The 13,588-nt window shown below is 59.5% G+C and carries 10 protein-coding genes and 2 tRNA genes; 8 read left to right on the top strand and 4 right to left on the bottom strand.

Annotated elements, in window-relative coordinates:
* Positions 1 to 71 precede the first annotated feature (71 nt).
* From KGA96_RS18250 to KGA96_RS18235, 4 genes are all read right to left on the bottom strand, one after another.
* The gene (locus KGA96_RS18250) at positions 72 to 1,628 is read right to left on the bottom strand and encodes an ABC transporter permease (protein ID WP_223514135.1); all 1,557 of its coding nucleotides are present in this window, start codon (positions 1,626 to 1,628) and stop codon (positions 72 to 74) included.
* On the bottom strand, positions 1,628 to 2,638 hold the full coding sequence (locus tag KGA96_RS18245; RefSeq protein ID WP_046039834.1) for an extracellular solute-binding protein: 1,011 nt from the start codon (positions 2,636 to 2,638) through the stop codon (positions 1,628 to 1,630). Before KGA96_RS18245 ends, KGA96_RS18250 begins: the two co-directional genes overlap by 1 nt.
* Before the next feature lie 339 nt (positions 2,639 to 2,977).
* Positions 2,978 to 3,064: transfer RNA gene (locus KGA96_RS18240), tRNA-Leu, on the bottom strand.
* Positions 3,065 to 3,231: 167 nt separating this feature from the next.
* Positions 3,232 to 3,318: transfer RNA gene (locus KGA96_RS18235), tRNA-Leu, on the bottom strand.
* 225 nt (positions 3,319 to 3,543) lie between these two features.
* Here KGA96_RS18235 and rnr point away from each other — a divergent pair.
* From rnr to KGA96_RS18195, 8 genes are all read left to right on the top strand, one after another.
* Positions 3,544 to 6,171 (top strand): ribonuclease R, encoded by a 2,628-nt coding sequence (gene rnr / locus KGA96_RS18230; protein ID WP_223514133.1) that lies wholly within the window; start codon positions 3,544 to 3,546, stop codon positions 6,169 to 6,171.
* A complete protein-coding gene (rlmB, locus tag KGA96_RS18225) occupies positions 6,168 to 6,935 on the top strand; it encodes a 23S rRNA (guanosine(2251)-2'-O)-methyltransferase RlmB (RefSeq protein WP_095946402.1) in 768 nt (255 codons plus the stop codon). Before rnr ends, rlmB begins: the two co-directional genes overlap by 4 nt.
* A gap of 306 nt (positions 6,936 to 7,241) precedes the next feature.
* Positions 7,242 to 7,664 carry a 30S ribosomal protein S6 gene (gene rpsF / locus KGA96_RS18220; protein ID WP_008048087.1) on the top strand — a complete coding sequence of 141 codons (423 nt, stop codon included), beginning with the start codon at positions 7,242 to 7,244 and terminating at the stop codon, positions 7,662 to 7,664.
* Between the two features lie 28 nt (positions 7,665 to 7,692).
* Positions 7,693 to 7,923 (top strand): 30S ribosomal protein S18, encoded by a 231-nt coding sequence (rpsR, locus tag KGA96_RS18215; protein ID WP_002551829.1) that lies wholly within the window; start codon positions 7,693 to 7,695, stop codon positions 7,921 to 7,923.
* 36 nt (positions 7,924 to 7,959) lie between these two features.
* Positions 7,960 to 8,853, top strand: a complete 894-nt coding sequence (locus KGA96_RS18210) for a hypothetical protein (RefSeq protein WP_046039838.1) — start codon at positions 7,960 to 7,962, stop codon at positions 8,851 to 8,853.
* 19 nt (positions 8,854 to 8,872) lie between these two features.
* Positions 8,873 to 9,319 (top strand): 50S ribosomal protein L9, encoded by a 447-nt coding sequence (rplI, locus tag KGA96_RS18205; protein ID WP_046039839.1) that lies wholly within the window; start codon positions 8,873 to 8,875, stop codon positions 9,317 to 9,319.
* 123 nt (positions 9,320 to 9,442) lie between these two features.
* Positions 9,443 to 10,837 carry a replicative DNA helicase gene (dnaB, locus tag KGA96_RS18200; RefSeq protein ID WP_046039841.1) on the top strand — a complete coding sequence of 465 codons (1,395 nt, stop codon included), beginning with the start codon at positions 9,443 to 9,445 and terminating at the stop codon, positions 10,835 to 10,837.
* 191 nt (positions 10,838 to 11,028) lie between these two features.
* A complete protein-coding gene (locus tag KGA96_RS18195) occupies positions 11,029 to 13,332 on the top strand; it encodes a YgiQ family radical SAM protein (RefSeq protein ID WP_046039843.1) in 2,304 nt (767 codons plus the stop codon).
* Positions 13,333 to 13,588 lie beyond the last annotated feature (256 nt).

The raw sequence follows: 13,588 nt of genomic DNA, 5'->3' as shown, positions 1-13,588 counted from the left end.
TCTTCGGCAGCTCCACAGGGGGCTTTGCGTTTCTCTGTAGGTGCTGCCGAAGGCTGCGATCTTTTGCTTTGTCAGCGGCTCAGATACATCCGGGTCGTGAGCAAATAGACCGGCAACCCCGACACCAATATCAACAACGCTGCATAAGGCGCAGCCGCCGCAAACTCCACATTCGCGGTGTGCGCCCAGACTTCCGTCGCCAGGGTGTTCAGCCCGGTGGGGCTCAACAGCAAGGTCGCCGTCAGTTCCTTCATCGCATCCAGGAACACCAACGCAAACGCCGCCCCCAACGCCGGGAAAATAATCGGCAGCGTCACTCGGTAGAAGGCGCTGAATGACGAGGCTCCCAGTGTGCGAGCGGCCTCCTCAAGCTGCGGTGCTGCTTTGTTCAGGGCGGTGCGGATTGGCGCCTGGGCCAGTGGCAGAAACAGCAGGGCGTAGGCGATCAGCAGCAATGCCGAAGTCTGGTAAAGCATCGGCACGTAGTGCAGGGCGAAATACACCAGGGTCAGGGCAATGACCAGTCCCGGCAGCGCATGCAGCAGATACGGCAGGCGCTCGGCCCAGATCGCCAGTTGGCCTTTGTAGCGCACGACCAGCAGGCCGACCGGCACCGCCAGCACCAGGCACAGTGCAGCGCCACCCAGCGACAGTGCGAGGGATGACATCAATGCCTCGCCGATTGCCGCCACGGGAAAGGCTGCCGATGATCCCACTGCCAGCCAGTAGGCGAGCATGCCCAGCGGAATCCCGCTGCCAATGATTGCCAGTAGCAGGCAATAAAGCTGTCCCGCCACTGCCCAGGGGCCCAGTTGAACCTGTTCCGCGCGTCGCGCCGCACCTTGGCCGGTGCGTACGTGTCGACCCTTGCCGCGAACGCGCAGCTCCAGCCACAGCAACGCCAGGCACAACATCAGCAGTACGGCGGAGAGCATCGCCGCGTTGGCATTGCTGAACTCCAGCTCGAACTGCTGATAGATCGCCGTGGTGAAGGTTTGCAGGCCGATGATCGACAAGGCGCCGAACTCCACCAGCATGTGCAGGGCAATCAGCAACGAACCCGCCAGCAGCGAAGGCCAGAGCAGGGGCAGGGTGACCTTGAAAAATACGCCCCAACGATTCTGCCCCAGCGTGCGCGCGGACTCTTCGAGGGACGGGTCAAGGTTGCGCAGGGTCGCCGCCACGGGCAGAAAGATCAGCGGGTACTTGGACAGGCTCATCACCAGGATCGCCCCGCCAAGTCCCTCAAAATGAGCGCTGAGGGAAACCCAGGTGAAGCTGCTGACAAAGGCCGGAACGGCGAACGGCAGGCAGAGGATCACGCCCCACAATCGTCGGCCCGGCAGATTACTGCGCTCCAGCAACCAGGCCAGCGACAAGCCGATTACCCCGCAAACAACGGTGACCCCGATCATCAACGCGAGTGTGTTGCGCAGCAGGCCGAACACATAAGGTCGCCATAGCAAATGCAGTGCTTCTGCCCAGCCTGCCTGCCAGGCTTTCAGGCCGACATACAGCAGAGGCAGGAGGCTGAGCGCCACCAACAGCAACACGGGCAGTATCAGCCAGATAGACGGCCGCTTGCGTCGTGGTGCGTATGCGTGATGCGCGGACAGTGAGGCGCCCATCAATTCAGGCCAACGTCACGTTCCAGGTCCAGCGCTTCTTCGGCGTTGCCGAGGTCGGCAGGCGTGACTTTTGGTGCTTCCAGTTCGCTGAATGGCTTGAGCCCGCGATCTGATTCCATGCCTTTGTGCAGCGGGTATTCGGCGGTGGTCTGGGTGATCACGCGCTGGCCTTCCTCGCTGGCCATGTAGGCGAGCAATTGCTGTGCTTCCTTGGGGTGTTTGCTGGATTTGAGCACGGCAGCACTGGAAACCGTGATGAGTCCACCGACGTCGCCGCCAGTGAAGTAATGCAGTTTCGAGTCGAGCTGGCCTTTTTCACGCTGCAGGGCGAACCAGTAGTAATTGTTTACCAGCACGGTGGCGACTTCGCCATTTTCCACTGCTTTCAATGCGACCATGTTGTTGCTGTAGGTCTTGCCGAATGCGCGCAGACCGGTCAGCCATTCTTCGGCTGCGTCCATGCCGTGCACCTTGATGATCGCTACCGCTTGCTCCTGGAAGGCACCGCTGGTGGGTACGAAGCCGACCTTGCCTTGCCATTTCGGATCGGAGAATTCCATCACCGAGGTCGGCAGGTCTTTTTCATCGATCAGCTTGGGGTTGAACGCAACGACGCGCACCCGGGCAGTCACGCCAATCCAGGTGCCGTTGCCGGCGACGTATTCCTTGGGCAGAACGGCCAGCGTGGCGTCATCCGTCTTGGCCAGCAGGCCTTGTTCGCCGAGTTTGTTCAGTGGTGGCGACTCTTCGGTGTAGATCACGTCGGCGGGGGAGCGATTGCCTTCTTCGACGATCTGGCTGGCGAGCTGGTTGCTGCTGCCTTTGCGCACATTGACGTGGATGCCGGTCTTGGCTTCGAAAGCTTTGGCGACCGCGTCGCCGACTTCTTTGTGCTGGCCGTTGTAGAGGGTCAGGGCAACCGGATCGGCGGCTTGGGTGAGGGGAGTGGCCAGTGCCAGGCCGAGCAGGGTGATTGTCAAGCCGCGGCGCAGGGTATTTCGAAACATCATTCGCAGGGTTCCTCACTGTCGCATTGCAAAAACTTGCAACAATGATAAACGATATTGTTTCTCAAATGCGCGCTGCGATGTTGAAGGGCGTTTGGTAAGTGCGGTAAATGGGGGGCTTTTGTGGCGAGGGGGCTTGCCCCCGTTCGGCTGCGAAGCAGTCGCAAGTTCAGGCGACTCGATGAGTCTGAAAGAATACAAGGGGCCGCTTCGCGACCCAACGGGGGCAAGCCCCCTCGCCACATGAATGGTGGTGGTTCGAGCATTTTCAAATGCCAGAAACGCAAAAACCCGCTTTCGCGGGTTTTTGTGAAATCCAAGGTCGTAACCTTGAATTTGAATTGGTGCCCAGAAGAAGACTCGAACTTCCACGACCTTGCGGTCACCAGCACCTGAAGCTGGCGTGTCTACCAATTTCACCATCTGGGCATTCATCTTCAGCGTTGCCGCTGTTGATGTGGCGCACTATACGGAGAGCGTTTTGATCTGTAAACCCCTGATTCTAAAAATAATAAACCAGTGGTCAAAAATGCAAAAACCCGCTTTCGCGGGTTTTTGTGTGAGCCTTGAAATTGAACTAATCTCAAGCTCGAAATTGGTGCCCAGAAGAAGACTCGAACTTCCACGACCTTGCGGTCACCAGCACCTGAAGCTGGCGTGTCTACCAATTTCACCATCTGGGCAGTATCGGCAACGTTGTCCGTCGTCGATGGCGCGCACTATACGGAGCGTCTTTTTAACTGTAAACCCCCAGGGTCAAAAAAACCTGGAAAATTTCGCCAGTGGTCTTCAAAACAGCTTTGCGGTGTCGATACAGGGCTTTAGAAGGGGCGTCTTAGCCTGAAATTTCCCGTTTCATTACGCCTATGCCAAACTAACCCGCATATAGACAAGGTGAAAACTCTCTAATGGCCGATTGGCAGTCCCTCGATCCCGAGGCCGCTCGTGAAGCGGAAAAATATGAAAACCCTATTCCTAGCCGTGAACTGATCCTTCAGCACCTTGCTGATCGAGGTTCGCCTGCTAACCGCGAGCAACTGGTCGAAGAGTTTGGTCTGACCACAGAAGACCAGATCGAAGCCCTGCGCCGCCGTCTGCGCGCCATGGAGCGCGATGCTCAACTCATCTATACCCGCCGCGGCACTTATGCGCCGGTGGACAAGCTCGACCTGATCCTGGGCCGCATCAGCGGTCACCGCGATGGCTTCGGCTTCCTGGTGCCGGACGACGGCAGCGACGACCTGTTCATGAGCCCGGCGCAGATGCGCCTGGTGTTCGATGGTGACCGTGCGCTGGCCCGGGTTTCCGGTCTGGACCGTCGTGGTCGTCGCGAAGGCATGATCGTCGAAGTGGTGTCCCGCGCTCACGAAACCATTGTCGGCCGCTACTTCGAAGAGGGCGGCATCGGTTTCGTGGTTGCCGACAACCCGAAAATCCAGCAGGAAGTGCTGGTGACGCCAGGTCGTAACGCCAACGCGCAGATCGGTCAGTTCGTCGAAGTGAAGATCACTCACTGGCCGACGCCACGCTTTCAGCCGCAAGGCGACGTGGTTGAAGTCGTGGGCAACTACATGGCGCCGGGCATGGAGATCGATGTCGCCCTGCGCACCTACGATATTCCTCACATCTGGCCTGACGCTGTGCTCAAGGAAGCCGGCAAGCTCAAGCCGGAAGTCGAAGAGAAAGACAAAGAGAAGCGCATCGACCTGCGTCATCTGCCGTTCGTCACCATCGACGGCGAAGATGCCCGCGACTTCGATGATGCGGTCTACTGCGAAGCCCGTCCGGGCAAGCTGCGTCTGTTCTCCGGCGGCTGGAAGTTGTACGTGGCGATTGCCGACGTATCCAGCTACGTGAAACTCGGTTCGGCGCTGGATGCCGAGGCCCAGGTTCGCGGCAACTCGGTGTACTTCCCTGAACGCGTGATTCCGATGCTGCCTGAGCAGTTGTCCAACGGCCTGTGTTCGCTGAACCCGCAAGTCGATCGCCTGGCCATGGTTTGCGAGATGACCATCTCCAAAACCGGCGAAATGACCGACTACTGCTTCTACGAAGCGGTGATTCACTCCCATGCGCGTCTGACCTACAACAAGGTCAGCGCGATGCTGGAGACGCCGAAAGCCACCGAAGCGCGCAAGTTGCGCGGCGAATACACCGACGTGGTGCCGCACCTCAAGCAGCTCTACTCGCTGTACAAGGTATTGCTGGCGGCTCGCCATGTGCGTGGCGCGATCGATTTCGAAACCCAGGAAACCCGGATCATCTTCGGTTCCGAGCGCAAGATTGCCGAAATCCGTCCGACTATACGTAACGACGCGCACAAGCTGATCGAGGAATGCATGCTGGCGGCCAACGTGGCCACCGCCGAATTCCTGAAGAAGCACGAAATCCCTGCGCTGTATCGCGTTCACGATGGTCCGCCACCGGAGCGTCTGGAAAAGCTGCGCGCGTTCCTTGGCGAGCTCGGCCTGTCCCTGCACAAAGGCAAGGACGGCCCGTCGCCGAAGGATTACCAGGCACTGCTGGCCGGTATCAAGGATCGTCCGGATTTCCACCTGATCCAGACCGTCATGCTGCGTTCGTTGAGCCAGGCGGTGTACAGCGCCGACAACCAGGGCCACTTCGGCCTGAATTACGAGGCGTACACCCACTTCACTTCGCCGATCCGCCGCTACCCGGACTTGCTCACGCACCGGGCGATCCGCAGCGTGATCCATTCGAAGCAGAACACCCCGCATGTTCGCCGTGCCGGTGCGATGACCATTCCGAAAGCGCGTATCTATCCGTACGACGAAGCGGCCCTGGAGCAGCTCGGCGAGCAGTGCTCGATGAGCGAGCGCCGTGCCGACGAAGCGACCCGCGACGTAGTGAACTGGCTCAAGTGCGAGTTCATGAAAGATCGCGTTGGCGAATCGTTCCCGGGTGTGATCACCGCCGTGACCGGTTTTGGTCTGTTCGTCGAGCTTACAGACATTTATGTCGAAGGCCTGGTGCACGTCACCGCGCTGCCGGGCGATTACTACCACTTCGATCCTGTGCACCACCGCCTGGCCGGTGAGCGTACCGGTCGCAGCTTCCGCTTGGGCGATACCGTGGAAGTGCGAGTCATGCGCGTCGACCTCGACGAACGCAAGATCGACTTCGAGATGGCTGAGAAGACCATCAGCGCGCCGATCGGCCGCAAGAAACGTGGCGCCGAAAGCACCGCCCCCGCGGCGAAAGTCGAAGCAGAGCCGGCCCCGGCGAAAACCGGCCGTCGTCCTGCCAAGGAAAAGGCTGTAGAAGCCTATCGCCCGAGCGATGCGGCGGCGAAAAACGCCGAAGTGCGCAAAAGTCGTGAAATGAAACAGGCGTTGCTGGCCGGTGCGAAAAGCGGCGGTAAAGCGGCGTCTGGGGGAAAGACCAGTCGGTCGACGCCTGACAAGGCCGTCGGCGGCAAGCCAGCCAAACCGAGCAAACATCGTAAAGGCCCGCCAAAAGCGGGCTCGGCTCCAGCCAAGAGTGGCGGGGCGCGTAAACCTAAGGCCAAGCCATGAGTCAGTTGGAAAAGATCTACGGCGTACATGCTGTAGAAGCGTTGTTGCGTCACCACCCGAAACGCGTGAAGCAGATCTGGTTGGCCGAAGGTCGCAATGACCCTCGGGTCCAGACGCTGATCGAACTGGCCAACGAAAACCGGGTCCAGGTCGGCCAGGCCGAGCGCCGCGAAATGGACGCCTGGGTTGAAGGTGTGCACCAGGGTGTGGTCGCGGACGTGAGTCCGAGCCAGGTCTGGGGTGAGGCGATGCTCGACGAGTTGCTCGATCGCACCGACGGCGCGCCGTTGTTGCTGGTGCTCGACGGCGTGACCGATCCGCACAACCTCGGTGCCTGCCTGCGTTCCGCCGATGCGGCGGGCGCGCTGGCAGTGATCGTGCCGAAGGACAAGTCGGCGACCCTGACTCCGGTTGTACGAAAAATCGCCTGCGGCGCGGCGGAAGTGATTCCGCTGGTTGCCGTGACCAACCTGGCGCGCACCCTGGAAAAGCTCCAGCAGCGTGGCTTGTGGGTTGTCGGTACGGCCGGTGAAGCTGAGGTCAGCCTGTATGACCAGGACCTGACCGGCCCGACCATCCTGATCATGGGCGCCGAAGGCAAGGGCATGCGTCGCCTGACCCGCGAGCATTGCGACTACCTGGTGAACCTGCCGATGGGCGGTAGCGTCAGCAGTCTCAACGTTTCCGTGGCGACGGGTGTCTGCCTGTTCGAAGCGCAGCGTCAGCGTAGCGTCAAGGCCAAGGCTGCTGCCAAGAAGTCCTGATCCACACGCGCCCCAATGTAGGAGCTGGCTTGCCAGCGAAGGCGGAGTAACATTCAGCAACTATGTTGGATGTAATGCCGCTTTCGCGGGCAAGCCAGCTCCTACAGTGTTTTTTGGCAAGGCATGAATGGGTGGCTGTTCAAATAATCACCAATTACCTTGCGCCTCCCTCGCCCCTTCTCTACAATTGCGCCCCTTGCTGTGATGGCAGGCACCAACGTGTCTAGCGTCCGCAAGTCCATAAGTGTCATTCACTCCTTGTCTGACCGCTTTTGAGCGGCAGGCTACAACCCGTAAGGAGCATTCATGCGTCATTACGAAATCATCTTTTTGGTCCACCCGGATCAAAGCGAGCAAGTCGGCGGCATGGTTGAGCGTTACACCAAGCTGATCGAAGAAGACGGCGGCAAAATCCACCGTCTGGAAGATTGGGGCCGTCGTCAACTGGCCTACGCAATCAACAATGTTCACAAGGCTCACTACGTGATGCTGAACGTTGAGTGCACTGGCAAGGCCCTGGCCGAGCTGGAAGACAACTTCCGCTACAACGATGCAGTGATCCGTAACCTGGTCATCCGTCGCGACGAAGCCGTTACCGGCCAGTCCGAGATGCTCAAGGCTGAAGAAAACCGCAGTGAGCGCCGTGAGCGTCGCGACCGTCCTGAGCACGAAGGCGCTGAAAGCGCTGATAGTGATGACAGCGACAACAGCGATAACGCTGACGAGTAATCCACGGACCTTTTAAGGAGCCAATTACATGGCACGTTTCTTCCGTCGTCGTAAATTCTGCCGCTTCACCGCTGAAGACGTGAAAGAGATCGATTACAAAGATCTCAACACTCTGAAAGCCTACGTATCCGAGACCGGCAAAATCGTTCCAAGCCGCATCACCGGTACCAAAGCTCGTTATCAGCGTCAGCTGGCCACCGCTATCAAGCGCGCCCGCTTCCTGGCCCTGCTGGCCTACACCGACAGCCACGGCCGCTGAGACCGGGCAGTCGACACGTAGCAAAGGATTGAATGCATGCGGGCCATAGCTGAGTTCATCATGCGCGGCCGTATGCAGGCCACTCTCGTAGTGGCTGGATGCGCGGCATTGCCGTTGTTGTATTGGTTGGGTGCTGCCGCCGGATGCCTTGTGCTCCTGCGGCGCGGATTGAGGGACGCCCTGGGCGTTCTTGCTCTGGGACTGCTGCCGGCATTGGCCTGGTGGCTTTACTCCGACGACCCACGGGCACTTCTGGTGCTGCTGGGGTCTGCGAGCCTTGCGTTGGTTTTGCGCGCAAGCGAGTCCTGGAACCGCGTGCTGCTGGTCAGCATAGCGATGGGAGTGGTGTTTTCAGTGGTGTTGGGGACAGCTTTTGCTCCCCAGATCGAGATGCTGGCGCAGGCTTTGATCAAAGTCATGCCGTCGCTACTCGGCGATGTCTACCAGAAGTTGTCGGTAGACGAACAAGCGCGTTTCGCGTCCCTGATTGCACCGGTCCTGACCGGCCTGATTGCGGCATTGTTGCAAATCGTCAGCTTGCTGAGCCTGCTTGTCGGGCGTTACTGGCAGGCGTTGTTGTACAACCCGGGCGGTTTTGGTCGCGAGTTTCGCGCCATCCGCTTCCCGCTGTTGCCGGCGATGTTGCTGCTGGCGTGCATGCTTCTGGGGCCGAATCTCGGTTCGCAGATGGCCATGTTGACGCCGTTGTGCAGCGTACCGCTGGTGTTCGCCGGGCTGGCCCTGATTCACGGGCTGGTGGCGCAGAAGCGACTGGCCAGGTTCTGGCTGGTGGGGTTGTACGTGACGCTGTTGCTGTTCATGCAACTGATCTATCCGTTGCTGGTGGTCTTGGCCATCGTCGACAGCCTGATTGATTTTCGCGGTCGTTCGGCACCGAAAGATGCCGATAACGCGAACGGTGAAGGTTAAAAGTTAAGAGGATTTTCACATGCAACTGATCCTTCTGGAAAAAGTCACCAACCTGGGCAACCTGGGTGACAAAGTGAACGTTAAGGCTGGTTACGGTCGTAACTACCTGCTGCCTTACGGCAAAGCTACCGCTGCGACCCCGGCCAACCTGGCTGCGTTCGAAGAGCGTCGCGCTGAGCTGGAAAAAGCTGCAGCAGATCGCAAGACCTCGGCTGAAAGCCGCGCTGCCCAACTGGCCGAGCTGGAAGTGACTATCACTGCCACCGCTGGCGACGAAGGCAAGCTGTTCGGTTCGATCGGTACTCACGACATCGCTGACGCACTGACCGCCTCTGGCGTTGAAGTGCAGAAGAGCGAAGTTCGTCTGCCGAACGGCACTATCCGTAACGTAGGTGAATTCGACGTGGCCGTGCACCTGCACGCCGAAGTTGAAGCCACCGTACGCGTTGTCGTGGTAGCAGCTTAAGCAGCACTTGTCGGCTGGTACCCTCGGGTGCTTGCCGGTAACATCGGGCACGATCCTGTTTACAGGTCGTGCCCTTTGTCTTTCTGCGACCCCTGTTTTTTTATCACCAAGAATCAAGTGGCCATGAACGATATCTCCGCTCCCGAGCAATACGATCTGCAAACCGCTGCCCTGAAGGTGCCGCCGCATTCCATCGAGGCCGAACAGGCCGTGCTCGGTGGTTTGATGCTGGACAACAACGCCTGGGAACGCGTGCTCGATCAAGTGTCGGACGGCGATTTCTATCGGCATGACCACCGCCTGATCTTCCGGGCGATCGCCAAACTGGCCGATCAGAACTCACCGATCGACGTCGTGACCCTTGCCGAGCAATTGGACAAGGAAGGTCAGACCTCGCAAGTCGGTGGCCTCGGTTACCTGGGTGAGCTGGCAAAAAATACGCCGTCTGTCGCCAACATCAAGGCGTATGCCCAGATCGTCCGCGCGCGAGCGACCTTGCGGCAGTTGATCGGTATCGCCAGCGAAATTGCTGACAGCGCGTTCAACCCGGAAGGCCGTACGGCAGAAGAGATTCTCGACGAAGCCGAACGGCAGATCTTCCAGATCGCCGAGGCCCGGCCGAAAACCGGTGGCCCGGTGGGCGTCAACGACCTGCTGGCCAAAGCCATCGACCGCATCGACACCCTGTTCAACACCGATAACGCCATCACTGGCCTGTCCACTGGCTACACCGACCTCGACGAGAAGACCAGCGGCCTGCAACCGGCCGACTTGATCATTGTTGCCGGCCGTCCTTCCATGGGTAAAACCACCTTTGCGATGAACCTGGTGGAAAATGCCGTGTTGCGCAGCGATAAGTGCGTACTGGTTTACTCGCTCGAGATGCCAGGCGAATCGCTGATCATGCGTATGTTGTCGTCCTTGGGCCGTATCGACCAGACCAAGGTCCGTGCCGGCCGCCTGGACGATGACGATTGGCCGCGCCTGACCTCGGCGGTCAACCTGCTCAACGATCGCAAGTTGTTCATCGACGATACGGCTGGCATCAGCCCATCGGAAATGCGCGCACGGACCCGTCGACTGGTGCGTGAGCACGGCGACGTCGCCCTGATCATGATCGACTACCTGCAGTTGATGCAGATCCCAGGTTCCGCCGGCGACAACCGGACCAACGAGATTTCCGAAATCTCCCGTTCCTTGAAGGCGTTGGCCAAAGAGTTCAACTGCCCGGTGGTGGCGTTGTCCCAGCTCAACCGTTCCCTGGAGCAGCGCCCGAACAAGCGCCCGATCAACTCCGACCTCCGGGAATCCGGAGCGATCGAGCAGGATGCTGACGTCATCATGTTCGTATACCGGGATGAGGTCTATCACCCGGAGACCGAGCACAAAGGCATCGCCGAGATCATCATCGGCAAGCAGCGGAACGGCCCGATCGGTACGTCACGGCTGGCGTTCATTGGCAAATACACGCGCTTCGAAAACCTCGCGCCAGGTAGCTATAACTTCGACGACGAATAACCCTGTGGGAGCGGGCTTGCTCGCGAAGAGGGAGTGTCGGTCGACATCAATGTCGACTGATGTATCGCTTTCGCGAGCAAGCCCGCTCCCACATGGGTTACGCGTAATTTCCGACCATAGCCGTCGGAATTGGTTGTTTTTTGTGCTATATTCCGCGCCCGCGATTTTTCATCTCAACACCGGTCATCGTCATGCAAACAGCCAAGCCGTTATTTGACTATCCCAAGTACTGGGCCGAATGCTTCGGTCCAGCGCCATTCCTGCCGATGAGCAGGGAGGAGATGGATCAGCTCGGCTGGGACTCCTGCGACATCATCATCGTCACCGGTGATGCCTACGTCGATCACCCGTCGTTTGGCATGGCGATCATCGGCCGGCTGCTGGAGTCCCAGGGCTTCCGCGTCGGGATCATTGCCCAGCCGAACTGGCAGTCCAAAGACGATTTCATGAAGCTCGGCGAGCCGAACCTGTTCTTCGGTGTCGCGGCCGGCAACATGGACTCGATGATCAACCGCTACACCGCGGACAAGAAAATCCGTTCCGACGATGCCTACACGCCAGGTGGCATGGCCGGTAAGCGTCCGGATCGTGCGAGTCTGGTCTACAGCCAGCGCTGCAAGGAAGCCTACAAGCACGTGCCGATCGTGCTCGGCGGAATCGAAGCCTCCCTGCGCCGCATCGCCCACTACGACTACTGGCAGGACCGTGTGCGCAACTCGATCTTGATCGACGCCAGCGCCGACATCCTGCTCTACGGCAACGCCGAGCGTGCGATTGTCGAAGTCGCCCAGCGTCTGTCCTACGGTCACAAGATCGAAGACATCACCGATGTGCGCGGCACCGCGTTCATTCGTCGCGACACGCCGCAAGGCTGGTACGAAGTCGACTCCACGCGCATCGACCGTCCGGGCAAGATCGACAAGATCATCAACCCGTACGTGAACACCCAGGACACCCAGGCCTGCGCCATCGAGCAGGAAAAAGGTCCGGTCGACGATCCGCAGGAAGCCAAGGTCGTGCAGATCCTGGCCAGCCCGCGCATGACCCGCGACAAGACCGTGATCCGTTTGCCGTCGGTTGAAAAAGTCCGTGGCGATGCGGTGCTTTATGCCCACGCCAACCGCGTGTTGCACCTGGAAACCAACCCGGGCAACGCCCGTGCACTGGTGCAGAAGCATGGCGAAGTGGACGTCTGGTTCAACCCACCACCGATTCCGATGACCACCGAAGAAATGGACTACGTGTTCGGCATGCCTTATGCGCGCATTCCGCACCCGGCGTACGGCAAGGAGAAGATCCCGGCCTACGACATGATCCGCTTCTCGGTGAACATCATGCGTGGCTGCTTCGGCGGCTGCACCTTCTGCTCGATCACCGAGCACGAAGGCCGGATCATCCAGAACCGTTCCCATGAGTCGATCATTCGCGAAATCGAAGAGATTCGTGACAAGGTCCCGGGTTTTACCGGCGTGATCTCCGACCTCGGCGGCCCGACCGCGAACATGTACCGCATTGCCTGCAAGAGCCCGGAAATCGAATCCGCGTGCCGCAAGCCATCGTGCGTGTTCCCTGGCATCTGCCCGAACCTGAACACCGACCACTCGGCGCTGATCCAGCTGTACCGCAGCGCCCGTGAGTTGCCGGGTGTGAAGAAAATCCTGATCGCTTCCGGCCTGCGCTATGACCTCGCGGTCGAGTCGCCGGAATACGTCAAGGAACTGGTGACCCACCACGTCGGTGGTTACCTGAAGATCGCCCCGGAACACACCGAGGAAGGTCCGCTCAACCAGATGATGAAACCGGGCATCGGCAGCTATGACAAGTTCAAGCGCATGTTCGAGAAGTACTCCAAGGAAGCGGGCAAGGAGCAGTACCTGATTCCGTACTTCATCGCCGCCCACCCGGGCACCACCGATGAAGACATGATGAACCTGGCCCTGTGGCTCAAGGGCAACGGCTTCCGTGCCGACCAGGTGCAGGCGTTCTACCCGTCGCCGATGGCCACCGCCACCGCGATGTATCACTCGGGCAAGAACCCGCTGCGCAAGGTCACCTACAAGAGTGACGCGGTGACCATCGTCAAGAGCGAGGAGCAGCGCCGTCTGCACAAGGCGTTCTTGCGTTATCACGACCCGAAAGGCTGGCCGATGCTGCGCGAGGCACTGACCCGCATGGGCCGTGCCGACCTGATCGGGCCGGGCAAGAACCAGTTGATTCCTTTGCATCAGCCGTCGACTGACAGCTACCAGAGCGCCCGTCGCAAGAACTCGACGCCGGCCGGCAGCCACAAGGTTGCAGGGGAAAAGACCACCAAGATCCTGACTCAGCATACCGGCCTGCCACCTCGTGCCAGCGATGGCGGCAATCCGTGGGACAAGCGCGAACAGGCCAAGGCTGCGGCGTTCGCCCGCAACCAGCAGGCGGCCAAGGAGCGCAAGGACGCGGCCAAGGGCAAAGGGCCAAAGCCGACCCGTAAGCCGGTCGTGCCGCGTTAAGCCGCGCTTGAGCTGAACAGAACGCCAACCTTCGGGTTGGCGTTTTGCATTCCAGGCTTGAAAAATGTACTGGAGCTGCTGGCCTCATCGCGAGCAGGCTCACTCCTACAATGAAATGCATTCCCCTGTAGGAGCGAGCCTGCTCGCGAAGAGGCCGGAGCTGCCAACCAATTTCTGGCTGATCGCCACATTTACGTGCACCTACGTCAAACCATTTTCCTGCATCGCCCGATTTTGGTGCTGTACTGCCTCAGGC

Source organism: Pseudomonas sp. GL-R-26, assembly GCF_019947365.1.
GTDB lineage: Bacteria > Pseudomonadota > Gammaproteobacteria > Pseudomonadales > Pseudomonadaceae > Aquipseudomonas.
This window is presented reverse-complemented; position numbering and strand designations above follow the sequence as displayed.